The following is a 26,888-nucleotide window of genomic DNA, read 5'->3' on the forward strand; positions in this document are numbered from 1 at the left end:
TATTATGAATTTAGCAATCGTAAAAATCAGCGGTAAATATTTAGAAGAATTTACATCTACAATGGCTGGTGTAAATCTTATAAAAAATTTACAACAGAAATATTCTTCGGTTATTTTAATTCACGGCGGAGGAAAACTAATAACCGAATGGGCAGAAAAAATGGGAATAAAATCTGATTTTTTTGAAGGGCAAAGAATTACTTGCAAAGAAACTATGGAAATTACCGCGGCGGTTCAAGGCGGATTAATAAACAGTAAACTAACGGCATATTTGCATAAATATAGAATCAAAGCAATTGGGTTAAACGGAATTGATATGGATTCGTTTGTGGCTGAATATGTTAATGATAAATTGGGATTTGTAGGAAATCCTATTTCAAATCTTGATGATGCAAAATGGATTAAAGATTTATTAAAAGATGATGTACTTCCGGTTTTCTCAAGTATTTGCAGAGACAAAGACGGAAATTTAATGAATGTTAATGCAGATTTATTCGCCGGTGCAATTGCAAAATTGCTTAAAGCTGATTCTGTATTTTTTGTTTCAGATATTGAAGGCGTAATTCTTAACGGAAAATATCAAAATTCTCTTTCAGCAAATGAACTTAAAAACGGAATTTCAACCGGTGAAATAAATAACGGAATGATTCCAAAAATTAATTCTTGTTTGAATTTATTATCAAACGGTGTGAGCAATATTTGGATTGGCAATGAAATAAATAATAATCACGTAAAAGGAACTTGGATTGTCAACTAATTCGGAAAATAAAAGTTATCAAGTAAATACTTATAAAAGAAATCCCGTTGAATTTGTTAAGGGAGACGGAGTTTATTTATTTGATAAAGATGGAAATAAATATTTAGATTTTTTATGCGGAATTGCAGTAACCGGATTTGGACACAAAAATAAAAAATTAGTAAACGCTGCAATTACACAAATTGATAATCTTTGGCATGTTTCAAATTTATTTACTTCAACTCCGCAAGAAGAACTAGCTAAAAAACTATGCGAGAAATCTGGATTAGACAAAGTATTTTTCTGCAATTCCGGAACAGAAGCGAATGAAGCTGCAATTAAATTTGCCAGAAAATTCGGCAATGGAAAATCAACAATAATTTCTGCAAAGGGAAGTTTCCACGGAAGAACCTACGGAAGCTTATCTGCTTCGGCACAAGAAAAACTATGGGAAGGTTTTCATCCTTTAACTCCGGGATTTGTTAGTGTTCCTTATAATAATTCTGAAGTAATTTTAAATGCAATTGATGAAACAACAATTGCCATAATGCTTGAGCCAATTCAAGGTGAAAACGGAATTTTAATTCCTTCAGAAAATTATTTGAATAATGTAAGAAAAATTTGTGATGAAAAAAATATTCTTATGATTATTGATGAAATTCAAACCGGAAACGGAAGAACGGGAAAATACTTTGCTTATCAGCACAGTAATATTATTCCGGATATTGTAACGCTTGCAAAGGGAATTTCAAACGGACTTCCACTTGGCGCAGTAATTTGTTCAGAGAAAGTCGCAGAAGCAATTACACCCGGAAGCCACGGTTCAACATTTGGCGGTAATCCAATTTCAATTTCAGTAGCAAATAAAGTTTCAGACTTAATTACTGAAGAAGTTTTACTCAATAATCAAAGACTTGGAAAATTATTTTCAGATAAATTAAATCAAAAAAATATACCTATTATAAAAGAAATTAGAGTAGTTGGATTAATGATTGGTATTGAATTTATTGAGTCTGTTGATGCAAAAAATATTGCAGCAAAACTAATGGATCATAAAATTGTTGTAGGAACTGCCGGAAATAATGTTTTAAGAATTCTTCCGCCATTTATTATTGAGGAGTTACATATTGATCAATTTGTTAATAAATTTATGGATGTATTAATAATCGATAATTTAATAACAAACCAAAGTGAAGAATTATGTCATCAAAATTAGTTAGACAAAACAAAATTAAAAGAATTCTTACAGAGAGAATTATATCTAATCAAGAACAAATTCTAAAACTTCTTGGGAACGAAGGAGTTACAATCACCCAAGCAACATTGAGCAGAGACTTTGCTGATTTAGGCGTAATAAGAACTTTTACAAATTTGGGCGTTCAATATATTTTAAGCAGTACAGATTATGGCAAAGAAATTGCCAAACTTGTGGGATTAGAAATTTTAAATATTGCCCAGAATGAATCAATGATAGTTCTTAGAACCCTTGCTGGAAGGGCTCAAGGAGTTGCTCATTATATTGATCGTTTAAACAGAGAAGAAATTTTAGGAACAATTGGCGGCGATGATACGGTTTTAATCATTCCAAATAAAGTTGCCAACATTGAAAAAATTCTTGAAATCCTAAAGAATTTAATTACAGATAATTATAAAAAATGAGGTATTAATAAGATGCAAAACAACAAAATAGTTGTGGCTTATTCCGGAGGATTAGACACAAGTGTAATGGTAAAATGGTTAAGTAAAAAGTACAATGCTGAAATCATTACAGTTACCGGAAATTTAGGACAAAAATCTGAAATAGTTAATATTGAAGAAAAAGCATTAAGCACCGGAGCTTCAAAAGCATACGTAGTTAATTTGCAAAAAGAATTTATTGAAGAATATGCTTTTAAAGCTTTGAAAGGCGGAGCTCTTTATGAAGGAGAATATCCGCTTGCAACAGCTATCGGTCGCCCTTTATTAGCCAAACTTATGGTTGAAATTGCACAAAAAGAAAATGCAAATATGATTGCTCACGGCTGTACCGGCAAAGGAAATGATCAAGTGAGATTTGAAGTCGGAATGAAAACATTAGATCCAAGCATTCAAATTCTTGCTCCTTTAAGAACTTGGGAATTTAAAAGCAGAGAAGAAGAAATAATTTATGCTAAAGAAAATAATATTCCGATTTCTGCAAATCTTCAAAAATTATATTCAATTGATGAAAACATTTGGGGAATTGCAACCGAGTGCGGAATATTAGAAGATACTTCAGAAGCACCACCGGAAGATGCATATCAAATTACTACAAATCCGAAAGATGCGCCGCAAAAATCTGAAATTATTAAAATTACTTTTGAAAAAGGAATTCCAGTTAAGCTAGACGGAGTTGAAATGTCCGGAGCTCAATTGGTTAGCACATTGAATGATATTGGAGGAAAACATGGAATTGGAAGATTAGATATTGTTGAAAATAGAGTTGTTGGAATTAAATCAAGAGAAGTTTATGAAGCACCCGGAGCAATTATTTTACATGAAGCTCACAGACAATTAGAAAAACTCACTTTGGATAAAGATACATTCAGATATAAACAAAATGCATCAAACACTTATGCAAATTTAATTTATGACGGATTTTGGTTCACACCTTTATTTGAATCATTAACAGCATTTTTTGATAAAATTCAAGAAAGAGTAAGCGGTGATGTAACTTTAGAACTTTATAAAGGAACAATAAAAATTCTTTCAAGAGTTTCCGAAAATAGTTTGTACAATCAAGAGTTGGCAACATACACAGAAGAAGATACATTTAATCATAAAGATGCCGAAGGCTTTATAAACATTACAAGTTTACCGCATCAAGTAATAACTAAACACACAAAAAAAGAGTTTGATAAAGTAAAAAGTTTATAAAATATAACCGTAATATTTCAAAAGACAAAATGCAAATAACTCAAAAAAGTGATTTTGTGTTTTGTCTTTTTTGTTTAATGTTTGTTTGATTTTTGTTTTTTACTATTTGTATTTTTCACAATTCACTTCAACGGAGATACCAAATGTTGTGGGGTTCGAGATTCAATAAAAAATTTGACAGCAAAGCTTTAGCTTTTTCTTCTTCACTTTCATATGATATAAATTTACTCGAATGGGATATTAAAGTAAGTAAAGCCCATGCAAATATGCTTAACAAAATTGGTATTCTATCAACTACTGAGAATAAATCTATTCAACAAACTCTTGATATAATTCAGTTTAAATTTAATGAAGGAACTTGGAATCCAAATGTAACTGAATTTGAAGATGTTCATTCAGCAATAGAAAATGAACTTACAAAAATTATTGGCGATGTTGGAAAAAAACTTCACACAGGAAGAAGCAGAAATGATCAAGTAGCAACAGATGTAAGGCTTTGGATAAAAAATGCAATAAATAATTTATTATCTGAAATTTCAAATCTTCAAAAAAGTTTAATAAATGTTGCAGAAGAAAACACTCACACAATAATTCCGGGTTACACACATTTACAAAGAGCGCAGCCAATTTCATTTGCATTTCATTTGTTAGCTTATGTTGAAATGTTGGAAAGAGATAAAGCAAGACTTAACTTTTCATTTTCTCAAGCAGATGAAAATATTTTAGGTTCGGGTGCTTTAGCAGGTTCTACAATTGAGTTAGATAGAGAATTAACAACAAGGGAATTAGGATTTTCAAAAATATCAAACAATGCTTTAGATTCTATTTCCAACAGAGATTTTATTTTAGATTTTCTTCATTCATGCAATTTGGCAATGATGCATTTGAGCAGATTGAGTGAAGAAATAATTTTATGGACATCATACGAATGGAATTTTATAAAACTTGGTGATGAATTTACAACCGGCTCTTCGCTAATGCCTCAAAAGAAAAATCCGGATTTAGCTGAATTAATTAGAGGAAAAAACGGAAGAACTTTTGGAAACTATTTTGCACTTCTTTCTACAATAAAATCACTTCCTCTTAGTTATAACAGAGATTTACAAGAAGATAAAGAAGGAATGTTCGATTCATATTTTACACTTTTCGATTCCGTTTTTTTAATGTCGGAAATGATAAAAAGTATGAAAGTAAATAAAGAAAGATTTGTTGATGAAATTGACGGAAGCTTTATGCTGACAACAGATTTAGCTGATTATTTAGTTAAGAAAGGAATTCCATTTAGAGATGCTCATGACATTTTAGGAAAAATTGTAAAATTTGCAACTGAAGAAAACAAAAAGTTACATCAAATTACTTTGGAGGAATATAAAAATTTCACTCCACTTTTTGAAGATGATGTTTATAATTATTTATCCGCAAAAACTTGTTTAGAAAATAAAAAAACATTCGGCTCGCCAAATCCTAAATTTGTTATTGATTCAATTTACAACTGGAAAAAATTATTAAGCAAATAATTATTTTAATAAAAAAGCCGAATAAAATAATTCGGCTTTTTCATTTTACTTTTTTACTTCATCAAAATCATTTTCTTTGAATCAGAAAAATTATTTGCTGAAATTCTGTAAACATAAACTCCACTTTCCAAACTACTTGCATCAAACGGTAATTCATGACTTCCAGCTGATAAATTTTTATTTAAGATTGTTGCAACTTCCCTACCAATAATATCATAAATTTTAATTTTAACAATTGATGCTTCCGGAATTGAAAAATTTATTGTTGTTGAAGGATTAAACGGATTTGGATAATTTTGACTTAAATTAAATGATGATGAAATATTAGGATTTTTTTCTTCCAAAATATCTGTTGCAATTCCAATATCAATTTTGGCAACCGGCCAAACTCCGGGTGACGGGAAACTTATTCCTTTATTATATCCTCGCATCATACTATCTTGACCAAAATAATATAATGGCCAGCCTTTGTAAGAAAGTTGTTTCTTTCCAAAAACATCAATTACATTAAAGAGTGAAGTATCAATATTCGATGGAACAATAATGTTCTCGGTTTCATAAATTGGCCAAACTGCATTATTACTGAAATCTTCTTTAGTAAATTTATTTTTATCAAATTCATCATTTACAAATGTATATAAAGTTCTGCCATATCCATCTACAAAATATTGAATTTCTTCTTGTCCTTGCTCATAATTTCCATTGTATTGTAATCCATTGTGTCCTAAAAGTTGATTGTTAACAAGCATAATAGAATACTCTGGTTTAGCAACAAACCAAACTCCATTTACATTCTCGCCTTTAGTTTCACCAGATGACAAATCATTAAAGAAATAATATAATGGCCAACCTTTATATGTTGTTTGTTTACTACTATCTTCTCTAAGAATTGTTGCAAAATCCGACTGATTCAAATTACCGCCAGCAGATATATTTTCACTATAAAATACTGGCCAATTAACTTCGCATTGATCGTTACAAACTGAAGCTTCAAATGCATCTTTTGAGAAAAAATAAAGTGTATTTCCGGCAATATCTGTAAGTATATTTCCGTAAGTTGAATTATTAGCAATCAAAATATTTGCACTTGGTAAACTAGAAATGTTTCCCGGACTTGTTACTAAACTTGAATTTCCCGGATTTGGTGTAGCTGAAATCCAAGTCCCTTTAGGATCTTGTAATTCTTCACCATTTGTAAATCCGTCTCCGTCGGAATCAATCATAGCTAAATCTTTACTCCATAATACATTTCCGGAACCGTCTAAATAATTGCTTTCCACCAATTGCCCAAATGCATTTCTTGGAGTACCTCCGCCATTTGTATGGCAAGTATTACAACTAAATTTATTTCCGTTTGGAATTTGTGCAACTCTAAAATCTCTTGCTGAAATATTAACTAATGTAAATAGGGAAATGACTAACAAAGTCAAAATTAACTTTTTCATTGAATCAACCTTTCTAATTTTTTTCTTTTTTTGATAATGTTGATAATTTTAATGGAACATAAAACGGACACCATCCGATTAATGCTGTAAATATTGGAACAATGCCAATTGCTCCCCACCATGAATTATTTAAATAGCCAATAATTATTATTGAAACTCCTAATAATAATCTTATGTTCTTATCTATACCGCCAACATTTTTGTTCATAAATCCTCCAATTGGTTTTTATAAAAGTCTTGTTATGTTAAATCCGATTCTCAAATTTTTCATAGAAATTGGTAAATCAGCACCGGTAGTAAATTGAGTTGGATTTAGATTCGTATTATTTGATAAAATAATTTTAAAGAAATGTCCACCCGTTTCTAATTCAACACCAAAACTTAAAGAGTTGTATTTATTTCTAAATCCCGTAACAGTTGGATTCCATTCAGCAAGAACACTCAATAAACTTGAAATATAATACTGAACATATGTTCCGAATGTAAATGAGTATTTCTTTTCCGGGCAATAAATATGACTGTTGTAAGAATATGTTGGAACAAAACCAATTCCTAATTTATGTTGAATAAGTGAATTAAAAATCAATTGTCCGTAATACTGAAAATTTTTATTATGATTTGATTTTCTTCCAACAGGATCAGTATTCCATGCCGCTCCCCCTTCAACGGCAAACTGAAAAGGAAAAAATTCATTTTCAAATTGAAGTAATTGATATTTAGCTTTTAGTAATAAATTATCATCAACATTACTTCTTGCAATTGTTGCAACAAAATAATCCGAAAAAGTATAACCTAACGAAAGCTTAATGTTTACGGGACCATCAAAACCATAAAGAGCATCAATTCCCTCATTTAAAGTTGGAATAAATCTATGAGAGATTTCAAATTCAACATCTCCCTTTTGATTTGTCTCAGATGTCGGCAAATTTATTGCGTGTGTTGAGTGAAATAGATGTAACTGCTCGGATGTTTTCACTTCATTTTTTTTCCATGAAATTTTATTTTCTTGTGCAATTATTGTTACTGAGCAAATTAAAATTAATATCAATTTTTGAATCAGTATGATTCCGACTTTCTGCATTATCACTCCATATTTATTTTGCTTTTTCTAAAATAAAATTTAGATGTAAATCCATATTTTCATCAATCTTCATAAACATCAAACTTGGAACTTCGATTTTGTGATCTGATAGTTTAACAATAAAATTTGATGAAATTTTTACTTCTTCTCCAATAAATTCCAGTATTCCTTCAACATTTTGTTTTTTGGTTAAACCATGAATATTCATTTCACCGTTCACAAAAACTTTATATTTTTTGTCAGAGATTTTTTCCGACTTGATAATTTTTCCGGAATATGCAGCCATTGGATATTTTTCAGTTTCCAAATAATTTTCTCGCATATGTCTATTTCGTAAGCCAATTCCGGTATCAAGAGTTCTTAAATCAACTTCAAAATGCAACTGACTATTTTTCTCAAGATCATCTTCATAATAAAGATATCCATCAATATTATTTGTAACTCCTTCAAAGTCTTCAATCGGCGCATCCGAAATAAATTTAACAGAATTTTTTTCGGATTTTTTTACATGAAATTCCGAAGCAATTAAATTTAAGATTGAAGCAAAAGAAATAAACAAATACAAAATTATTTTTGATTTCATAGCAAACCTCATTAGTTATTTAATGCTCCTCTGTCAATCCATGCTGAAATTGAATCGATTACAGAATTACTTAATTTTCCGGATGGCGGCATTTGAGATGTTCCTTCACCGGTGTGTTTTAGCATTTTTATAAGAAAACTATTTTCACTATTCCCCGCTTCAACTAATTTATAATTTGGATTTAGTGCGCTGCTTTTATTTACAAGTTCTTCATAACTTTTTCCGTTCGATAAATCCAAACCGGCACTTAAAGAAGATCCCACATGGCAACCGGATAATGCACAACTTACGTTAAAAACATTTGTCTGGATATCTGAAAATTTTGTAATCGAAGTTAAATTTTGTTTTTCATCTTCACATTCCGTGGTGATGTTTTCTTCGCAAGAAATTACAAATGAAATTAGAAACAGTATGTAAAGAAATTTGATAGTTTTCATATTTTTCAAATTTTAATTATTGGTTAAACATTATTTACAACTGAAACATAGGACTTAATATCTTATTTGTATGTGACAAAATCACAAAAGTATTTTTTTTTGAAAAATATTTTTACTGAAGATAAGTAAGTCTTTTATTCAATTCGGAAAGTTGGTCAATTATTATTTTCCCGCGGGTTTGAGAAATAATATTTTGAGATTCTAATTCTTTTAAAGTTCTACTAACAACTTCGCGTGCTGTTCCAATATCATAAGCAATTTGCTGGTGAGTAAGTTCTAATATTTTTCCTTGTTTGGAATTTTGTTCAATTAAATACTCTATAATTCTTACATCAATTTTTTTGAAAGAAATATTCTCAATAATTTTCAAAACATTCATCAAAACTTTTGAGAGATAGTTGTAAATATATTCAGCCCAAATGTCATACTTTCTTATCCACTCTCTAATTTTTTCAGCTGTGATGAGCAAAACTTCACAATCCTTTTCAACAACTGCAATTGCTGGAAATTTATTTTGAGCTAACAAACATGAAATTGTTAAAATACAGCTCTCACCGGGATTTATTCTATAAAGTGTAATTTCTTGTCCAGTATAACCAACTTTGTAAACTCGAATAACTCCGCTTTTAATAATTGGAAAATAACTGCATTTATCCCCTTCCATTGTGATAAATGTTCCTTTTTTAAATGTATGTGATAAAACATTATCAGAAAATTCTTTTTCAATTGCATTTGATACATTTGAAAAAAATGGAATTATTTCCTTCAAGTGGATTTTCATAAATTCAAAAACTCAAAATGTTGAGTAATAATTTATTGAGCTTTACATTAAAATGATAGTTAAATATTTTTTAACTAATGTTATACGCATGAAGAATTTAGAAAAATAAATTCTGATAAATAGATATATTACTCAAAGAAATTTTTAGGAAAAAAGATGAAGATAAATATAAATTCCGAAATTGGTGAATTAGAAAAAGTTATAATTCATACTCCGGGACATGAAGTTGAAAACATGACTCCGCAAAACGCTGAAAGAGCTTTGTACAGTGATATTTTGAATTTATCTGTTGCATCAAAAGAATATTTACAATTTAAAAAAGTATTAAAAAAAATTACCAATGTTTACGAAGTTAGTGATTTACTTAAAACTTTGTTGAATGATGAAGAATCGAAAATTAATTTAATTACCAAAATTTGTAAAAAAGAAAATGTTCCGGAAATAATCAATTTACTTCTTGAACTACCGAATCAAATTTTAGCAAAAGAATTAATTGAAGGAGTTCCGTTAAAAGAATTTAATTTAACAAAATATTTAAGTGATGAAAGATATGAACTTCAGCCGCTTCATAATTTTTTCTTTACAAGAGATGCGTCAATCTCGATAAATAATAATGTGCTTATTGGTAAACTTGCAAATCAAGTGCGAGAACGCGAAGCATTAATTATGGAAGCAATTTTTAGTAACAAAAATATTTTCGAAACTAATGTTGTTAACCCAATCATAAATCAAAATGCAAAAAATATTACAATTGAAGGCGGTGATATTTTAATTGCTCGCGAAGATATTTTATTAATTGGCGTTGGGGCAAGAACAACTCCGCAAGGTGTTGATTATTTAATTGAGCACTTCAAAAAGACAAAAAGTAAAATGAATATTATCGCTCAAGTTTTACCCAAACAACCGGAATCATTTATTCATTTGGATATGGTTTTTACTATTTTAGATAATAATAAGTGTTTGATATATTCCCCGGTAATTCTTAACAATCACGCATATGAGTCAGTCCATATAAAAATCGATAACGGGAAAGTTAAAAGTATAAATGAAGAAGATAATTTAATTCAATCGCTTTCAAAATTGGGAATGGATTTAGAGCCAATATATTGCGGCGGCGAAAGCGATCATTGGATACAAGAAAGAGAACAATGGCATAGTGGCGCTAATTTTTTTGCTGTAGCTCCCGGAAAAATTATTGGCTATAACAGAAATGAATACACAATTGAAGCAATCAATCAAAATGGTTTTGAAGTTATAAAAGCAAAAGATATTATAAGTAATAAAATTGGGTTAAACGATTACAATAAATTTGTAATTACAATTGATGGAGCTGAACTTGCACGCGGCGGAGGTGGTTGTAGATGTATGACAATGCCTATAAGCAGAAAAAATATTTAGTTAACATTTCTAAACTTTTGAGGAGTTATGAAAATTAAAAATCTTTTAACTGTAATTGTAATATTACCAATTATTTTAAATGCTCAAAATTTATTCACTTCTGAACCATTTGCTCATACATTCTCAATAGTTGCACGGGATTCCATAACCGGTGAAATGGGTGTTGCGGTTCAATCACATTGGTTTGCAGTTGGTACAATTGTTTCATGGGGTGAAGCCGGAGTTGGAGTTGTAGCAACACAATCATTTGTTAATCCTTCATTCGGGCCAAGAGGATTGGCACTTTTAAAACAAGGATTAAATGCACAACAAGTTTTGAATCTCTTAATTGAATCTGATGAAGGAAGAGATTTTAGACAATTAGCAATTCTAGATTCAAAAGGAAATTCGGCAGCTTACACCGGTAAAAGTTGTGTTGATGATGCCGGACATATCGCAGAAAATAATTATTCTGTTCAAGCAAATATGATGCTTAATAATACTATATGGGAAGCAATGTCTGAAGCTTTTAAAAATTCTGAAGGAAAATTAGCGGAAAGATTATTAAAAACTTTAGAAGCAGCACAAAATGCCGGCGGAGATATTAGAGGAAAACAATCCGCATCAATTTTGGTTGTAAGAGCTGAACCAACCGGAAATATTTGGCAAGACAGGCTTGTAGATATTCGAGTTGATGATCATTTGGAACCAATTGAGGAAATTAAAAGAATTTTAAAAGTTCACAGAGCTTATGAGCATATGAACAATGGAGATTTGGCAATTGAGAAAAATGATATGGATTTAGCCATGAAAGAATATTCTACAGCTGAATCAATGTTTCCTGAAAACGAGGAAATGAAATATTGGCATGCAGTAACTTTAGCAAATATCGGAAAAGTTGATGATTCATTTCCACTTTTTAAGGAAGTTTTCGACAAGAATAAAAATTGGGTTACATTAACTCCCAGACTAATAAAATCAAAACTTTTAAAAGTTAGCGAAGAAAATCTCTCTAAAATACTAAATCAAGCAAATAAATAATAGTTGATAATCATAAAATTTATTTTTACGTTTGAAATGGATGAGGAACCTAATAACTTAAAAAAGGGTTTATCTTAAAACCGAAAAAAAACTTAAGTCGGTGAATCATCTTGGAAGTTACTCCACTTCCATTATATAAATTTAACTCACATTTTTTTTGTGAGGGGAGGTTAGAAAGCCTTCATAATAATCCAAGTGATTTTTATGAGGGCTTTTTTATGTTCATTAAAATAAACCTATATTTACTATTATGAAAAACGAAAAAACATCTCAATCTTTTATTGCAAAAACACCTTTTGGTTTAGAAGAAATTCTTGAAAAAGAACTTATAAATATTGGTGCAAAAGATGTTTCAAAATTAGTAAGAGCCGTTAAATTTAATGCTGATTTGAAAATTTTATATAAAGCAAATTTGGCTCTAAGAACTTCCTTTAGAATTTTAAAACCAATTTTTGAATTTAAAGCTCATAATGCAGAACAACTTTATAGAAAAGTAAAAGAATATAATTGGAATAAATTAATTTCGCCAAATGATACAATTGCTATTGACGGAGTTGTTAGTTCTGAATTTTTCAAACATTCAAAATATGCAGCATTAAAAGTAAAAGATGCAATTGTTGATCAGATAAGAGATGCTGTAGGAAAACGTCCAAATGTTGAATTAAAAAATCCTACTTACAGAATAAATATTCACATCGAAAATAATAATTGCTCAATATTATTAGATAGTTCCGGCGAATCTCTTCACAAAAGAGGTTACAGAAAAAGTGTTGGTGAAGCTCCGCTTAATGAAATTTTAGCTGCCGGAATGATTCAACTTTCCGAATGGGATTGTAATACAAATTTCGTTGACCCAATGTGCGGAAGCGGAACTTTGCTAATTGAAGCTGCGATGATTGCAAAAAATATTGCCCCAAATTTTAATAGAATTCATTTTGGATTTATGAATTGGAAAGATTTTGATAAAAATTTATTTGAAGAAGTAAAATCAGAGTTAATTCAAAATCAAAAAAAGTTTGAACACAAAATTATTGGGAATGATATAAATAAAAATTCGATTGAGAATGCAAGAGAAAATATTAAAAACGCAAATTTGCTAAATGATATAATTCTTGAAACTGGTGATTTTAGAAATTTAGATTTTCAAATTGAACCAGGAATTATAATTACAAATCCGCCTTATGATGAAAGAATAAAAATTGATGATATTAAAAAACTCTACAAAGAATTTGGCGACACATTAAAACAAAAATTTACGGGATTTGATGTTTGGATTTTAAGCGCAAATTCCGATGCAATGAAAAGTATTGGCTTGCGAACATCGAAAAGATTGCATTTATATAACGGAGCTTTGGAAAGTAGATTTTATAATTATAAACTTTACGAAGGAAGTTTGAAGAAAAAATTTGGAGAAAATTAATTATTAAACATTATTACAAATACTATCCGGAGTATTTCTGTAATAAATGTAAGTTGGGAAATTTACTTTTTTAAAATTGTAACTTATTTTTGCTATATCATAAAAATCAGAATCTTCTGCATAATTTATATTTCTAAAACCTTTCATTGCTATAAACATTTCCCTTTTACCAAAAAATGTTCCACCAACTGCACAATCATTTAAATGAACTAATTTTGTTAAATCATTTTTATCTTTTACAAATTCATCGCCGATTATTTCCAATCCTCCAAATAAACAATCAACATTTGGATTTTTTTCAATTTCAGAAATTCTCAATTCCAGATGATTTAATTTATATTCGTCATCACTTCCCAAAAATGTTAAATATTTTCCACTAGAAATTTGAATTCCGGTATTTAACGAAATCGGCAAACCTTTATTTTGATGTTTTAGATATTTTATTCTTTCATCATTCATTAAAAATTTATTCGCTAATTCAAAGGTTTTATCTTCACTTCCGTCATCAATAATTAACAATTCCCAATTTTTAAAAGTTTGGTTAATCACAGAATTTATACTTCGTTCCAAATAATTTATGCGATTAAAAGTCGGTAGAATTATAGAAACATCCGGTTTAAAGTTTTTGTATAATTGCATGTTCGTTTAAGTTTTACAAAGTGAATAAATTTTCAAATAATCTAATAATACTATTTTCCTAAATCAATTATTTATCTTGAATATTTTAGCAATTAATTGGCGATGCATCAAAAATCCGGAAATGGGTGGAGCCGAAATTCATTTCCATGAAATCTTTAAAAGAATTGCCGCAAAAGGTCACAAAGTAACTTTAGTTGCTCATCATTTTGATAATTCTCCGCAAAGAGAAATTGTTGATGGAATTGAAATTCTGCGAATCGGAAATAAATTTTTGTTCAATAAACAGTTCAAACATTTCTACCAAAAATATTTAGAAAAAAACAATTATGATTTAATTGTTGACGATATTTCAAAAATTCCTTTAAATACTCCAGAATATATTTCAAAACCAATTGTTGGAATTCTTCATCACATTCACGGAAATTCACTTTACAAAGAAATTCCCTTTCCGCTTGCGTATTATATAATTCAAAAGGAAAAGCAAATTCCGCAAAATTATAATTCAACTCCAATATTTACTGTTTCCGAAAGTACGCAAAATGAACTTGTTGAATTAGGATTTAAAAAAGAATTGACTTCAATATTGCATAATTCAATAAATCATAAATTGTTTGAAAAAATTGAAATTAAGAAAAGTAAAACTCCAACTTTGGTTTACGTTGGAAGAATTAAAAAATATAAAAACATAAAAATTATAATTGATGCTTTGCCGAATTTGATTTCCGAATTTCCCGAAATAGAATTATTTATCGGCGGAAAAGGTGATGACGAAGAAAATTTGAAAAATTATGTTTCCGAAAAAAAATTAGAAAAGTTTGTAACGTTTTTGGGATTTTTAACCGAAGAAGAAAAAGCTGAGCTTTTGGGAAATTCGTGGATTTTTGTAACAATGGCAGAAAAAGAAGGCTGGGGAATTACAGTAATTGAAGCAAACGCAATGAAAACTCCCACAATTGGTTCAAATGTTCATGGATTGAGAGATTCTATAATAAATAATGAAACCGGATTTTTAGTAAAACTTGGCGATACAAAAAAACTTTCTGAAAAAATTTCTGAATTACTGCGAAATAAAAATGAGTTAAATAGAATTTCAGAAAATGCTTATAATTGGTCAAAAAAATTCAATTGGGATAAATCGGCTGAACATTTTTTACAGAAAACCGCAGAATGGTATCCGCAGCTAAAGTCAAAAATTTAATCTGATAAGAAACTTTTTATTTATATCTTTTATGATTGCAAAAATGAAAATTTGAAAATGAGAAATTCAGATCAAAAAAAATATATTGAAACACTTTTGCGATATGAAAAAAAATTTACGCAAGATGAATTAAAAGATTTCAAAATGTTTGCAAAAAGAAATAAAGATGATGAAGATTTGGATAATATTTCTTTCCAAAAGTTGAAAAATCTTTACACAAAATATTATGTAAACAGAGAAAAAATTGATATCAACGAATTTTTTAAGAAGAAATAATTTTTGAGGATTTAATGAATAAAAATATGCTTCACAAAATAATTGGTGGTTTTGTTTTTTTCATAACCGCATTTGTTTACTTTTTAACAGTTCAACCTTCGGTTTCCTTTTGGGATTGCGGTGAGTTTATTGCATCATCAAATTTATTGCAAGTTCCGCATCCTCCGGGAACTCCGTTTTTCTTAATTCTGGGCAGATTTTTTGCAATGATTCCTTTTGCAGAAAATATTGCTTTTAGAGTAAATACAATTTCGGTTTTATCAAGCGCATTTACTGTTCTTTTTCTTTATTTAATTGCCGTAAAATTAATTGAATATTACAAAAGAAATGAAAACGGAAATTTGTTTGAGTCAATAATTACATACGTTTCCGCAGCAATTGGAGCTTTATCTTTAGCTTTCAGCGATACTTTTTGGTTTAACTCAATGGAAGCAGAAGTTTACGCATTAGCTACATTTTTTATTGCTTTTGTAACTTGGTTAATGGTTGTTTGGAATGAAAAAGCTGATGAAGAAGACAATGAAAAATATTTACTGATGATTGCATATTTAGTCGGATTATCAACCGGTGTGCATTTGATGGCTGTTTTGGCTTTGGTGCCAATTGTTTTAGTAATTTACACAAGAAAATATTTAACCGATGAAAATCACTTTAAACAAACTGCATATATTTTTCTTGGTCATTCTGCAGTAATTTTAGTTGTTGCAGCATTTTTATGGGCAACTGCTCCAACAAATCCTCCATCTGCAGAAGAGCATGAAGCATTTGATTCAAAATTTTTAATGTTTTCTGTTTTAACAAGTGTTGTAATTATGGGAATTTTCTTTAAGAAAATTTTTCATAAAAATTCATTTTATGTACCAATAATTCTTGGTGGAATTACACTTTTTGCAACCTATCCAGGAATTGTTAAACATATTCCTAATCTAATTTCAAAATTGGGCGGCAATAATTTATCAACTGATATATTTATTATCGTTGTGTTATCTGCAATTATTGGATTTTTAGTTTATTGGACTGCAAAAGAAAATAAACAAACTCTTCATTTAATTTTTAAAAGCTTATTATTTGCAATAGTTGGATTTTCATCATACGCAATGATAATTATTAGATCAAATCAAGATACTCCAATAAATTTGAATAGCCCAAAAACTTTTCCGGAATTAGTAAGTTATTTAAATAGAGAGCAATACGGTGATCAACCAATTTTTAAGAGAAGATTTACAAGAGAACCACATCAGCAAGGAGTTTACACAAATTACTCAAGTGATTTGGATTTCTTTTGGACATACCAAATGAATCATATGTTTAATAGATATTTATTATGGAATTATGTCGGTCGTGAATCCACTGTTGAAGATTCCGGAATTAAATTATCCCAACTTTGGGCAATCCCTTTTATTGTAGCACTTTTTGGAATTTTCTATCATTATAAACGTGATTGGAAACTTGCTACAGTATTTTTAATAATGTTTATCTTCCTCGGATACTTAACCGCATTTTATCAAAATCAACAACAGCCTCAGCCAAGAGAAAGAGATTATTTTTACGTTGGTGCATTTTTCGTGTTTTCAATTTGGATTGCACTCGGTATAAGAGGAATTTTCGATTTACTTTCTGAATTTCTTTCCAACTCAAGTGTAAAGAAACCGATCTTTACAGCAATTGCAATCTTAATGATGATTCTAATTCCCGCAAATATGCTTGCAACAAATTATTTTGGAAATGATAGATCAAGAAATTTTGTTCCTTGGGATTACTCATACAATATTTTACAAAGTGCAGCACCAAATGCAATTATTTTTACTAATGGTGATAATGATACTTTTCCTCTTTGGTATTTGCAAGATGTGGAAGGAGTTAGAAGAGATGTTAGAATTGCAAACCTAAGCTTACTAAATACACCTTGGTATATTTATCAGTTAAAAAATACCGAACCGCATGGAGCACCGAAAATAAAAATGAATTTAACCGATGCTCAAATAAATGCAATTGCCCCAACTCAATGGAAAACAAGAACAATTTCAGTTCCAATATCACCTAAAACTTATAAGGAATTTGGAATTACGGATACTTCAATTACAAACAAAGGAGCAATTTCTTGGAATATGGAACCATCCGTTAATTTCGGAAATATACAAGCAATTAGAGCTCAAGATATTGTTGCAATGGATATTGTTAGAGCAAATATGAATGAAAGACCAATTTATTTTGCTGTTACAACTCCGGATAATAGTAAAATAGGTTTAAACAATTATCTTGAAATGGAAGGTTTAGCATATCGAGTAATTCCAAAATCAAATACAGACTTTTTCTCTTCAATCAATCCAAATATTTTATGGAAACAATTGATGGAAGAACCGAAAGGTTATAGCAAAAATTATCAGCCCGGATTTAAATTTAGAGGATTGAACGACAGCACAATTTTCATGGATGATAACCATACAAGATTAACTCTAAATTATCGTCACGCATATTTACAGCTTGCAAATTACTATCTCAATGAAAATAATACCGAAAAAGCTCTACAAGTTTTAGATAAACTTGAAGAAAAAATTCCGGTTAAAATTATTCCAATGGATTACAGACTCCAATACAATTTTGCAAACTTCTATTTAATTGCCGGAAAGAAAGATAAATTTATTGAATATGCGAGAGAAATTGAAAAGCAAGCATTAGCAGATTTGGAAATGAATGGATATCTGCCATCCGGAGATTATAATCCGTATATTGTATTAAAACAGATTTATGATAATTTAGGCGAGTACGGAAAATTCTTATCGCTTTTACAAAAATTAAAGTTGGAAGTACCTAATGATCCTTCTGTTGATAGATTAATTGAGCAGTATAAAAAACTATCAAATCAGCCAACAACAGAAATACCACCTCAGAATAAATAATTTACTTATTTCTATCAAACCTTCGAAGCTTAAAAACTTCGAAGGTTCTAAATAGTTTAATTGGAACTTTCAATCAATACGTTTTCAAAAGCTTTTCTTTGATCTTCAGTTAATCTATGCGGTTTTTTTGTTGTAAGATTTATAAAAAGTCCTAATTGATTTCCAACCGCTGCCAATTCATTTTTACTATTATAAAAACTAAAACTAATTATTGCGGAAGCATTTTTTAATTCTGAAACCCAAACTTCTATTTTAATTTTTTCAGCAAGATAAAGTGATTTTTTATATTTAATTTCTGTTGAAGATAAAACTGGAGCAATATTTTCTTTTTCCATTTTATCAAACGTTAATCCAATAAATTCAAGCAATTTTGTTCTACCAATTTCCATCCATTCAATGTAAACTATATTGCTTAAATGTCCAACATAATCAATTTGATATGTATAAACTTCCTCAAAAAAAATTACTTTGTTCATCAATTTTCCTAATTATTATTTATAGCATATTTTATATAATCAACTGTTTCTTCAATTGAATTATAACATTTTACTAAACCGGAATTTTTCTTTTCAAATTTCATTCTTTCATCTATAATGTCAATAATTATTTTCCACATTTTACCTAAACAAACAATTGGTTTTTTATCAATCACATTCTTATTAATTAATTCCAAAACTGCAGACAGTTCTAATAAAGTTCCAGTTCCGCCGGGAAGAATTACAAATGCATCGCCAAATTTTATAAGATTGTCTATTCGTTCAAAAAGAGTGTTACATTTAATTTGGTTGGTTAAATATTTTGACGTGTGTGAATTAAAAATATCAATTGTAATTCCGGTTGCCGATTTACCTTCTTCAATTGCACCTTTTGAAACTGCATCCATAATACCTTGAAAACCTCCGGAACAAATATTAAATCCGATTTTTGCTAATTGTTTTCCTAATAAATAAGCTGTTTCATATTCTTCACTTCCGGGTTTGGGAATTGCACTTCCGAAAATAGTTACAGTTTTGTGATTCATTTTAAATAAGAATTATTTACCAATAATTTGCGTAATTATTTTTCTTGATCTGCTTCTATTATCAAAATCAATTAAAATAATTTGCTGCCAAGGACCTAAAAGTAAATTTCCATCCGTAAATGGAATTTGCATTGATGCACCTTGAAGAGTTGCTCTTAAATGAGAGTGTCCGTTACCATCATGCCAAGCTTCATCATGATAATAATTCTTTACAGACGGAATTATTTTTTCCATAAATTCCGGATAATCTTTAATAAGCCCGGGTTCATATTCCATTGTTGTAATTCCTGCAGTTGCTCCAGCAACAAAAACCAAAACATTTCCTTCTTTTAATTTACTTTCGGTAATTTTTTCTTGCACGGAATTGGTTACATCAATTATATGATTAAAACCCTTTGTTGAAACGAGAAAAGATTTAGTAAATATTTCCATTTATGTATTTGTTTTGTTTTCTGAAATACAAATCTAAGAAAAATATATGTGGAATTGAAAAGTGAATATTTTACATATAATTTCGCATAAATTTAATATTTTTACTAACTCATTTTAAACTTTGGAGATTTTTTATGGTTTCGCAAGATTTTATGGAGCTTGAAGATAAATTTGGTGCTCATAATTATCATCCGCTTCCTGTTGTTTTGGAAAAAGGTGAAGGAGTTTTTTTGTGGGATGTTGAAGGAAAAAAATATTACGATTTTCTTTCCGCTTATTCTGCTGTAAATCAAGGTCATTGTCACCCAAAAATTATAAATACATTAATTGAGCAAGCGAAAACTTTAACATTAACATCCCGTGCATTTTATAACAATGCGCTTGGTCCTTACGAAAAATATATTACTGAATATTTCGGATATGATAAAGTTTTGCCAATGAACTCCGGTGCTGAAGCTGATGAAACTGCGTTGAAAATTTGTCGACGCTGGGCTTATGATAAAAAAGGAATTCCGGAAAATGAAGCAAAAATTATTGTATGTGATGGAAATTTTCATGGAAGAACAATTACAGTAATTTCAATGTCAACCGATCCGGATTCTTATAAAGGATTTGGACCATATACGCCGGGATTTATTAAAATTCCATATAACGATTTATCTGCTTTAGAAAATGCTTTAGAGGATATAAATGTTGCAGGATTTTTAGTAGAACCAATTCAAGGTGAAGCTGGAGTTTTTGTTCCGGACGAAGGATATTTGAAAAAAGCTTATGATTTGTGCAAATCAAAAAATGTTTTATTTATTGCCGATGAAGTTCAAACCGGAATTGCAAGAACCGGAAAACTTTTAGCTTGCGATCATGAAAATGTAAAACCGGATATTTTAATTTTGGGTAAAGCTTTATCTGGCGGAGTAATGCCGGTTTCTGCGGTTTTAGCAAATGATGAAATTATGTTAGTTATAAAACCTGGTGAACACGGCTCTACTTTTGGAGGAAATCCTCTTGCATGCAAAATTGCTATAACAGCTTTGGAAGTTGTTAAAGAAGAAAAATTAGCGGAAAAATCCGAAAAATTAGGAAACCTTTTTAGAGAAGAATTAGCAAAAATTAATTCTGATATGATAGAATTAATTCGCGGAAAAGGTTTATTAAACGCAATTGTTATAAAACCTAAAAACGGAAAAGAAGCTTGGGATGTTTGCTTAAAAATGAAGGAAAACGGTTTACTCGCAAAACCAACACATCAACATATTATTAGATTTGCGCCACCTTTGGTAATTACCGAAGACCAAATTTTAGAAGCTGTTGAAATAATAAAAAAATCACTTGCAGAAATTTAGTACCTTCAAAATTTATAAAGATGCGATCTTTTTATAAGATCGTATCCTTTAATTTTTTACATAAAATAAATTATATAAAATTTAAATTACTTTTATTTATTGATGACTTATCACTTTTTGACATCTGGTTTTTCACTTTTTACAAACTCTTTGCTGCATTCAGCCATTGGTCAATTGTCATTTTTAGAAATGTAATATTAATCGGTTTTGAAATATAATCGTTCATTCCCGCAAGTAAACATTTTTCTCTGTCTTTCATGCTTGAATGAGCAGTAACAGCAACAATTGGAATTTTATTTACACTTTCCGGTAAAGTTCTTATTTTCTTTGTGGTTTCCAATCCATTTAAATCTTTAAGTTCAATATCCATCAAAACTAAATTATAATTACCGAAAGAAATTCTTTGAATTGCATCAAATCCATTATCAACGCAATCAACATAATATCCGGCATCTTCAAGCAATTTTTTCTCAACTTTTCTGCTAATGGGATTATCTTCAACAAGCAATAATTTTGGTTTATTTGTATAATTTATTTCGTTTGCATTTTCTGATTTTAAACTTCCGCTTCCATTTATTTTCAAATTTGCATTTCTTAATCCTATTACAAAACTAAATTTACTTCCCTTTCCAACTTCAGATTTTGCTAAAAGAGTTCCGCTCATTAATTTCAATATTTCTTTGCAGATTAAAATATGAAGTGAGTTTGTCGTAATTTTCGTTTTCTGATTTCCATTACTTAAATCGATGTTTAATAATTCATCCAATTTATTTTTTTCTATTCCGCCGCTTGTATCTTCAACGGAAGTTATTAATTCCAGTTTCTTTTCATTATTTATTCTGGCATCTGCTAAAATTTTTATTGAACCGCTTTCTGTTGATTGAATTGCATTGGTAACCAAATTTGTTAAAATTTGATTAAACTTTAAAGGATCTGTAATTATTTTTTCCGGAACATTATCACTTAAATTATAGGAAATGTTAAGATTTTTTTCGGTTAAAAATGGATTTACAGAAGTCATCACTTTTTCAATTTCGTTTCTGATATCAAATTCGGAATCATGAATTTCAACTTCGCCTTCATCTATTTTTGAAAGTTCAACAACATCATTTAAAATTCCTAAAAGCGACTGAGCGGATAATTTTGCACTTCTCGAAAACTCTTTTAGCTCTTCTTCAGTCTCAAATAATCCGTTTTCAATTAATGTTAAAAATCCCAATACGGAATTCATTGGCGTGCGTAATTCGTGACCCAATTTTGAAACTAAATTATTTTTTTTGGTTGAAGAAATATTTGGGATAATTTTCTGCGAGACATTTTTTGCATTTTTGATATTTTCAATTTCTTTGCTTAATTCCTTTTCTTTATTAAATTGAAAAGTAACATTTCTTATTGTACCTTCAATAATTTGCATATCGGAATTGCTTGAATCAATTTTGCAATCCATCAAATAAATTTCCTCGTTTCCATCTTTCCCAATTAAGCTCAAACGATAATTCTCAATTCTACCTTTGCTTTCAAGCTTTTTCAAGATATGTGTTTTTATTTTTTCACTATTTATAAAGTTTGAAAAAAAGTTATAATTCTTAATTTCGGTTTCCGGTAAATTTCCAATAATTTCATTAAACGATTGATTTGCAAATTTAATTGATCCATCTAAACCCAATTGGAATAATGGCGCAATTGATCTATCAATATAATTTGAAAAACTATTTTCAGAATCATTTTTTTGATCGTCATTATCATCAGAAACTTTTGAAAGATTTTTATTATTTAATTTACTTTTTGTAGTGCTAGAATTTTTAAGTTGATTTGTTAAAATAGAAATTAATAATAATGCTGCAACACCAAATCCGTAAACCCAAGAATTTACTTCGTTGATTATAAAAGTACTTGAAATAATTGCCGAAGCTAAAAATGAAATTGCAAAATATATTGCAACAAAAATTTGATTTTGAACTTTCCAAAATGTGAAATGAGCCATAACCAAAATAAGAAGCAATGCGCCCATTAAATTGTATGAATAAAATTGCGGAACTCGATATGCAAAAAAACTAATTGAAATAATTAACGATGAAAGATAAAAATGTAATAATCCAATTTGATTTTTTTTCCCGAATTTAGAATTCAGAGCAATTAAAGTTAGAAAAGAAAAAACTGTTGGAAATAGTCTTGCGAGATATAATTCGTATGAAAATTGAAAGTATAATTTAATTTCGAGAATTAAGGAAATTACACCAAGAAGCGCAGTAATTGTTGCAGAATATTTTAACGGCTTTGAAACAGAAAAATATATTTTATCTGAGTTTAAGCTGATTTTATTCAACTCTTTATTTTCATCTGTATCAAATTGAATAACTTTTAGTGCTTGACTCATCACAAAATCTTGAATTAATAATTTATTTAAGAATACTATCGCTAAACATTTTGCTATATTAAGAGTAATTAATTTTTAGCATGATTTAAATCACATTTACTTAAACATATGACAGAATTTTTTTACTCAATTGATTTGGAAATCTTTTATTTCATAAACCAAACAATTTCCAATCCTATTTTCGATAAATTTTTTCCATTTATTACCCAAGTAAAAAATTGGATTATTGCTTACATATTTTTATGGTTTATTCTTTTTTTTAACGGAGGGAAAAAAGGTAAAATTGCGGCAATTTCAGTTATATTTTTAATAATTATTTCTGATCAAATAAGCAGTAATTTCCTTAAAAATTTTTTTGATAGAATTAGACCAAGCAATTCACTGGAAAATGTTAATTTGCTAATTAATAACACAAAGTCCTTTTCTTTTCCTTCATCTCATGCCGTAAATAATTTTGCCGTAGCAACATTTTTCTATAAATTATATCCAAAATTTAAATGGATTTTATTCACGATTGCTGTATTAATGGCATTATCAAGACCTTATGTTGGCGTTCATTATCCTTCAGATATTTTGGGCGGAGCAATTATTGGAATTATTATTGGTTTATTATTTTCTGTTATTGTAAAATCCATTGAAAAGAAATTTATCAAAAATTAATTTTACCAAATTATGAAAACAAAACTTGATATTGCAAAAAATTGGCTCCCACGTTATACCGGAACTAAATTAGATAATTTTGGCGAATATTTTTTACTTACTAACTTTAATAATTATGTTTCAAAATTTGCCGAGCAATTTAATTGCGATATAAACGGCGAAGGCAGACCAATGCAAGCTGCAACAAATTCAGCGGGATTATCAATTATAAATTTCGGAATTGGTTCCGCAAATGCAGCAACTATTATGGATTTATTAATTGCAAAAGAACCAAAAGGAATTTTATTTTTAGGTAAATGTGGAGGATTAAAAAAATCAACTGAGCTTGGCCATTTTATATTACCCACTGCTGCAATTAGAGGTGATGGAACAAGCAATGAATATATGCCTCCGGAAGTTCCGGCTTTGCCATCATTTAAATTACATAAATTTGTTTCTGATAAAATTGTTGCAAGAAATTTAGAATATAGAACCGGTGTAGTTTATACTTCAAATAGAAGAGTTTGGGAATGGGATGATAACTTTAAAGATTATCTTAAAAAATTAGGAACAATCGGAATTGATATGGAAACTGCTACAATTTTTATTGCCGGATACGCAAATCAGATTGTACGCGGAGCATTACTTTTAGTTTCGGATTTACCAATGTTACCGGAAGGTGTTAAAACTGAGGAATCAGATTTAATTGTTACAAAGAACTTTGTTGATATTCATCTTCAAATTGGAATTGAAGCAATGTCTGATATTGAAGCAAAAGGTGAAACAATTAAGCATTTTACTTTTTAGAAACTTTTTGTGAATATTTTTGTTATATAAATAATAGATTTTGGAGAAATGATGAAAAATATTTTTACAAAAATAAATTTGATAATTTTCTTTTTACTTACCGGATATAATTTATCTATTGCACAAGTTTCTGAAGCAGATGCAAAAATTTTACTTTCTAAAATTTTTGATTTAAGTGTAAATGAAGATTACAATAATGCATCAAATTTAATTCTTTATGAAAAAGTTAACGAAAAAAGAAGTTATAATGCTTCTGTAAATGATGAATTAAAATCTGTAAAAAGACAATGCAAAAAAATTAAAGCTTACATTGATTTAAGCGATTCTTATGAATTTAGCGGATATAGATCTTCTAATATTAATAACTTTAACGGCGGAATTTTAAATGTAATTTTTAAAAGCAGCGATCAAAAACTTAATATTTCTTTTTCTTTTGTAAATGTTTCCGGAAAAATTCTTCTAGCAGAATTTAAATAATTTATTTTGCATACTTCCCTAAATAATCAATTCCTTTTTGAGCAATTTCCCATTTTTTGTTGGATGACTCGTGCATTAATAATCCTTCATCAATCATTGTTGCAGTTTCAAAATATAAATTTGTAAGCCATCTTTCATTTGCTTCGCCTTCCGGTTTTTCAAAATCTGCACTTGTCAATTTATTGCGCATATCTCTTTTTACAAAATCAATAACTTCGGTTTCTTCAGAACTTCCGCCTAAAAAAATTAGAGATTTTAAAATTGGAATTCTAAAATTATTTTGCGCAGTTACTGAAACTTCTTCAAAATCCTTTTCTAAATCTTCTTCAAAAATTTCATCTTCAAGAACTTCATTTTGAAGAACTTCTATTTGAGCTTTTTTATTTTCGTTCTTGTTTTCTTTTTTGGATTCCGAAATTAATTCTATTTCATAAAATGCTTGTCTGGCATCTTTTAATTTATCATAAAAATTTTGATAGGGTAGAATTTTAGAAATTAATTTTTGCGCTTCAACAATACTACCGTTCAAAATTTCTTCCGAACTTTTAAGTTTTAAATCCGTTATAAAATTATCTACATTATCAAATAAATTATTTACGCTTTTCTTAATTTCACTGTGATTCATTTCTTCCTCAATTTAAAATCTATCTAATTTTTCTATTTGTATAATCGAATAAAAAATGTTACAATTAATAGAATTCTTCAATCACAATGTTTAATTAAACTAAAGGTGAAATTATGGAAAAAAATGTTGGCGGAAATGATAAGAATATCCGACTAATAATTGGTGCAATTTTACTTATTGCTAGTTTTTTAGCTTCAAGTTTTTGGCTTGGTTTAATTGGTGTAATTTTAATTACAACTGCACTTGTTGGTTTTTGTCCGGCTTATATTCCATTAAAGAAAAATACGTTTAAGAGTGAAAAATAATATTGGTAAAATTGGCTGGGTTGATTTAACAACTCCGGATGCAGACAAAATTAGAGATTTTTACTCTAAAGTTGCCGGTTGGAATTTTGATAATGTTTCCATGGGAGATTACAATGATTACCTCATGTTATCTCCCAATAATGAACCAATTAGCGGAATTTGTCATAAACTTGGTGCAAATAAAAATTTACCGAATCAATGGTTAATTTATATTACAGTTGAAAATATTCAAAAAAGTGTGGATGAATGTTTGAAATTGGGTGGCAAACTGATTTCCGAAATTAGAAATTATGGCAACACAGCTAAATATTGTATTATTGAAGATCCTTCCGGTGCAGTTGCTGCTTTATATTCTGAAAATAACTGATATTAATTAATTAAGTTTCCGTATCCTATTTTTAAAATTATTTTAGTTTGCTAAATTTTAAAATTCATTCCAAAAATTGTAATTAAATTTATTATCATTTTTAAAGTACTTAAAAAATGAATGTCTTTATAAGACCTTGTATCTTTGATTGTTTTTTTTTATTAAATCA

General features: G+C 29.0%; 29 protein-coding genes. 17 read left to right on the plus strand and 12 right to left on the minus strand.

Annotated features, from left to right (window positions below; translation table 11 throughout):
* The first annotated feature begins 4 nt into the window (after positions 1–4).
* The 5 genes from argB (at position 5) to argH (ending at position 5,148) form a co-directional block, all read left to right on the plus strand.
* Positions 5–757 (plus strand): acetylglutamate kinase, encoded by a 753-nt coding sequence (gene argB, locus IPM32_01350; protein MBK8943891.1) that lies wholly within the window; start codon positions 5–7, stop codon positions 755–757.
* Positions 747–1,952, plus strand: a complete 1,206-nt coding sequence (locus IPM32_01355; GenBank protein MBK8943892.1) for an aspartate aminotransferase family protein — start codon at positions 747–749, stop codon at positions 1,950–1,952. Before argB ends, IPM32_01355 begins: the two co-directional genes overlap by 11 nt.
* Entirely contained in the window at positions 1,937–2,395 is a 459-nt protein-coding gene (locus IPM32_01360) for an arginine repressor (protein ID MBK8943893.1), read from the plus strand. Before IPM32_01355 ends, IPM32_01360 begins: the two co-directional genes overlap by 16 nt.
* 12 nt (positions 2,396–2,407) lie before the next feature.
* Positions 2,408–3,631, plus strand: coding sequence for an argininosuccinate synthase (locus IPM32_01365; GenBank protein MBK8943894.1), 1,224 nt, complete (start codon positions 2,408–2,410; stop codon positions 3,629–3,631).
* 143 nt (positions 3,632–3,774) lie between these two features.
* Positions 3,775–5,148, plus strand: a complete 1,374-nt coding sequence (argH, locus tag IPM32_01370) for an argininosuccinate lyase (protein ID MBK8943895.1) — start codon at positions 3,775–3,777, stop codon at positions 5,146–5,148.
* Between the two features lie 53 nt (positions 5,149–5,201).
* On the opposite strand, the gene IPM32_01375 is transcribed toward argH, so the two are convergent.
* The 6 genes from IPM32_01375 to IPM32_01400 all read right to left on the minus strand — a co-directional run bounded on the left by IPM32_01375 (position 5,202) and on the right by IPM32_01400 (position 9,475).
* Positions 5,202–6,593: a T9SS type A sorting domain-containing protein gene (locus IPM32_01375; protein MBK8943896.1), complete on the minus strand. Its 1,392-nt coding sequence runs from the start codon at positions 6,591–6,593 to the stop codon at positions 5,202–5,204.
* A gap of 13 nt (positions 6,594–6,606) precedes the next feature.
* Positions 6,607–6,801, minus strand: a complete 195-nt coding sequence (locus IPM32_01380; protein MBK8943897.1) for a DUF2892 domain-containing protein — start codon at positions 6,799–6,801, stop codon at positions 6,607–6,609.
* Positions 6,802–6,819: 18 nt separating this feature from the next.
* The gene (locus tag IPM32_01385) at positions 6,820–7,674 is read right to left on the minus strand and encodes a hypothetical protein (GenBank protein MBK8943898.1); all 855 of its coding nucleotides are present in this window, start codon (positions 7,672–7,674) and stop codon (positions 6,820–6,822) included.
* 13 nt (positions 7,675–7,687) lie between these two features.
* Entirely contained in the window at positions 7,688–8,257 is a 570-nt protein-coding gene (locus IPM32_01390; protein ID MBK8943899.1) for a YceI family protein, read from the minus strand.
* A gap of 11 nt (positions 8,258–8,268) precedes the next feature.
* Entirely contained in the window at positions 8,269–8,694 is a 426-nt protein-coding gene (locus tag IPM32_01395; protein MBK8943900.1) for a hypothetical protein, read from the minus strand.
* Between the two features lie 112 nt (positions 8,695–8,806).
* Positions 8,807–9,475 (minus strand): Crp/Fnr family transcriptional regulator, encoded by a 669-nt coding sequence (locus IPM32_01400; GenBank protein ID MBK8943901.1) that lies wholly within the window; start codon positions 9,473–9,475, stop codon positions 8,807–8,809.
* A 156-nt stretch (positions 9,476–9,631) separates the two neighbouring features.
* Here IPM32_01400 and IPM32_01405 point away from each other — a divergent pair, with 156 nt between their 5' ends.
* The 3 genes from IPM32_01405 (at position 9,632) to IPM32_01415 (ending at position 13,313) form a co-directional block, all read left to right on the plus strand.
* A complete protein-coding gene (locus IPM32_01405) occupies positions 9,632–10,873 on the plus strand; it encodes an arginine deiminase (GenBank protein MBK8943902.1) in 1,242 nt (413 codons plus the stop codon).
* 27 nt (positions 10,874–10,900) lie between these two features.
* A complete protein-coding gene (locus IPM32_01410; protein ID MBK8943903.1) occupies positions 10,901–11,893 on the plus strand; it encodes a DUF1028 domain-containing protein in 993 nt (330 codons plus the stop codon).
* A 250-nt stretch (positions 11,894–12,143) separates the two neighbouring features.
* Entirely contained in the window at positions 12,144–13,313 is a 1,170-nt protein-coding gene (locus tag IPM32_01415; GenBank protein MBK8943904.1) for a class I SAM-dependent RNA methyltransferase, read from the plus strand.
* A 3-nt stretch (positions 13,314–13,316) separates the two neighbouring features.
* On the opposite strand, the gene IPM32_01420 is transcribed toward IPM32_01415, so the two are convergent.
* A complete protein-coding gene (locus tag IPM32_01420) occupies positions 13,317–13,952 on the minus strand; it encodes a glycosyltransferase family 2 protein (GenBank protein MBK8943905.1) in 636 nt (211 codons plus the stop codon).
* A 76-nt stretch (positions 13,953–14,028) separates the two neighbouring features.
* Here IPM32_01420 and IPM32_01425 point away from each other — a divergent pair, with 76 nt between their 5' ends.
* Genes IPM32_01425 through IPM32_01435 form a run of 3 tightly spaced genes read left to right on the plus strand, consistent with a single transcriptional unit; the run spans position 14,029 to position 18,326 of the window.
* Positions 14,029–15,150, plus strand: coding sequence for a glycosyltransferase family 4 protein (locus IPM32_01425; GenBank protein MBK8943906.1), 1,122 nt, complete (start codon positions 14,029–14,031; stop codon positions 15,148–15,150).
* 57 nt (positions 15,151–15,207) lie between these two features.
* On the plus strand, positions 15,208–15,426 hold the full coding sequence (locus tag IPM32_01430) for a hypothetical protein (protein MBK8943907.1): 219 nt from the start codon (positions 15,208–15,210) through the stop codon (positions 15,424–15,426).
* Positions 15,427–15,440: 14 nt separating this feature from the next.
* Positions 15,441–18,326 carry a DUF2723 domain-containing protein gene (locus IPM32_01435; GenBank protein ID MBK8943908.1) on the plus strand — a complete coding sequence of 962 codons (2,886 nt, stop codon included), beginning with the start codon at positions 15,441–15,443 and terminating at the stop codon, positions 18,324–18,326.
* 56 nt (positions 18,327–18,382) lie between these two features.
* Here the strand turns inward: IPM32_01435 and IPM32_01440 are convergent, their stop codons facing one another.
* From IPM32_01440 to IPM32_01450, 3 genes are read right to left on the minus strand one after another with little or no spacing between them, the layout of a single operon-like run.
* Entirely contained in the window at positions 18,383–18,802 is a 420-nt protein-coding gene (locus IPM32_01440; GenBank protein MBK8943909.1) for an acyl-CoA thioesterase, read from the minus strand.
* 8 nt (positions 18,803–18,810) lie between these two features.
* Complete coding sequence (locus tag IPM32_01445) at positions 18,811–19,347, minus strand: LOG family protein (protein MBK8943910.1); 537 nt, start codon at positions 19,345–19,347, stop codon at positions 18,811–18,813.
* Between the two features lie 12 nt (positions 19,348–19,359).
* Complete coding sequence (locus tag IPM32_01450) at positions 19,360–19,779, minus strand: YjbQ family protein (protein ID MBK8943911.1); 420 nt, start codon at positions 19,777–19,779, stop codon at positions 19,360–19,362.
* A gap of 134 nt (positions 19,780–19,913) precedes the next feature.
* On the opposite strand from IPM32_01450, the gene rocD reads away from it, so the two are divergent.
* Positions 19,914–21,122, plus strand: coding sequence for an ornithine--oxo-acid transaminase (rocD, locus tag IPM32_01455; protein MBK8943912.1), 1,209 nt, complete (start codon positions 19,914–19,916; stop codon positions 21,120–21,122).
* 139 nt (positions 21,123–21,261) lie between these two features.
* On the opposite strand, the gene IPM32_01460 is transcribed toward rocD, so the two are convergent.
* The gene (locus IPM32_01460) at positions 21,262–23,499 is read right to left on the minus strand and encodes a response regulator (GenBank protein MBK8943913.1); all 2,238 of its coding nucleotides are present in this window, start codon (positions 23,497–23,499) and stop codon (positions 21,262–21,264) included.
* A gap of 108 nt (positions 23,500–23,607) precedes the next feature.
* On the opposite strand from IPM32_01460, the gene IPM32_01465 reads away from it, so the two are divergent.
* The 3 genes from IPM32_01465 to IPM32_01475 are packed head-to-tail and all read left to right on the plus strand — an operon-like array spanning position 23,608 to position 25,422.
* Positions 23,608–24,159 carry a phosphatase PAP2 family protein gene (locus IPM32_01465; protein ID MBK8943914.1) on the plus strand — a complete coding sequence of 184 codons (552 nt, stop codon included), beginning with the start codon at positions 23,608–23,610 and terminating at the stop codon, positions 24,157–24,159.
* Positions 24,160–24,171: 12 nt separating this feature from the next.
* Positions 24,172–24,945 (plus strand): AMP nucleosidase, encoded by a 774-nt coding sequence (locus IPM32_01470; GenBank protein MBK8943915.1) that lies wholly within the window; start codon positions 24,172–24,174, stop codon positions 24,943–24,945.
* A gap of 51 nt (positions 24,946–24,996) precedes the next feature.
* Positions 24,997–25,422 carry a hypothetical protein gene (locus IPM32_01475; protein MBK8943916.1) on the plus strand — a complete coding sequence of 142 codons (426 nt, stop codon included), beginning with the start codon at positions 24,997–24,999 and terminating at the stop codon, positions 25,420–25,422.
* A gap of 1 nt (position 25,423) precedes the next feature.
* On the opposite strand, the gene IPM32_01480 is transcribed toward IPM32_01475, so the two are convergent.
* A complete protein-coding gene (locus IPM32_01480) occupies positions 25,424–26,047 on the minus strand; it encodes a hypothetical protein (protein ID MBK8943917.1) in 624 nt (207 codons plus the stop codon).
* A 113-nt stretch (positions 26,048–26,160) separates the two neighbouring features.
* Between IPM32_01480 and IPM32_01485 the strand changes: the two genes are divergently transcribed.
* Both IPM32_01485 and IPM32_01490 read left to right on the plus strand, forming a co-directional pair.
* Positions 26,161–26,352 (plus strand): DUF2892 domain-containing protein, encoded by a 192-nt coding sequence (locus IPM32_01485; protein MBK8943918.1) that lies wholly within the window; start codon positions 26,161–26,163, stop codon positions 26,350–26,352.
* Positions 26,342–26,719 carry a VOC family protein gene (locus IPM32_01490; GenBank protein MBK8943919.1) on the plus strand — a complete coding sequence of 126 codons (378 nt, stop codon included), beginning with the start codon at positions 26,342–26,344 and terminating at the stop codon, positions 26,717–26,719. Before IPM32_01485 ends, IPM32_01490 begins: the two co-directional genes overlap by 11 nt.
* The last annotated feature ends 169 nt before the right edge of the window (positions 26,720–26,888 follow it).

It is taken from the genome of Ignavibacteriota bacterium (assembly GCA_016716225.1).
Taxonomy (GTDB): Bacteria; Bacteroidota; Ignavibacteria; order Ignavibacteriales; family Melioribacteraceae.